The sequence below is a fragment of the Frankia tisae genome (assembly GCF_025403405.1).
Lineage (GTDB): Bacteria > Actinomycetota > Actinomycetes > Frankiales > Frankiaceae > Frankia > Frankia tisai.
This window is the reverse complement of the sequence record NZ_JANEZT010000773.1, coordinates 1-636: the sequence shown is the minus strand read 5'-3', so window position 1 is coordinate 636 and position 636 is coordinate 1. Positions and strand designations below refer to the sequence as shown.

At 63.4% G+C, this 636-nt stretch carries 1 protein-coding gene; it reads right to left on the bottom strand.

The window, feature by feature from the left end:
* Positions 1–636: sensor histidine kinase (locus NBZ85_RS31615; RefSeq protein ID WP_261563480.1), on the bottom strand; the 636-nt coding region annotated here is incomplete at both ends.

Sequence of the window (636 nt, the reverse complement as noted above, 5' to 3'; positions counted from 1 at the left end):
GTCCCGGCTAGCTGACAGTGCGTTTAGGATCAGGTTGATCATCACCTGCTGCAGCTCGACCTTGTCCGCCATCACCGGCGTTGGCTGGTCCCCGATGTCGAGGGATACGCTACATCCCTGCAGCCGTATCTCGTGTTCCAGCAGGCCAGTACTGACGCGAACGACCTCGCACAGATCGGTGGATTCCACCGACCGCTCGCGACGAACTGCCTGTTCGCGTGTTCGATGAAGAAGGTCCGCCGCCCGGCGCGCCGAGGAGGCCACGCGGTCGAGTGCCTTGCTTGCGGTTGCGGAATCGATTGGCGTCCTGCTGAGCGATCGTTGACCGACGGTCGCGTCCATCGCGATCGAGCTGATCGGCTGCCCCAGGTCATGGACCAGCGACATGGACAACGCTCCAACGGTGAGCGCCCTGTTCGCGCGCGAGAGTTCCTCCCTGGCTTCGAGCAGCTGCGCCCGCGTCTGCTCGCGTTCCGTGATGTCGCTCAGATGGGTGAAGGCGCGTGTGCCATCGATCCCACGCACCAAAGTCACGCCACAGATCGCCTGCTTGATGCTACCGTCCGCCACCATGAGAGATACGAGCCCCTCCCAGTGGCTGTTCTGCCCCTCCGCAATGATCTGCAGGAGCTCAGC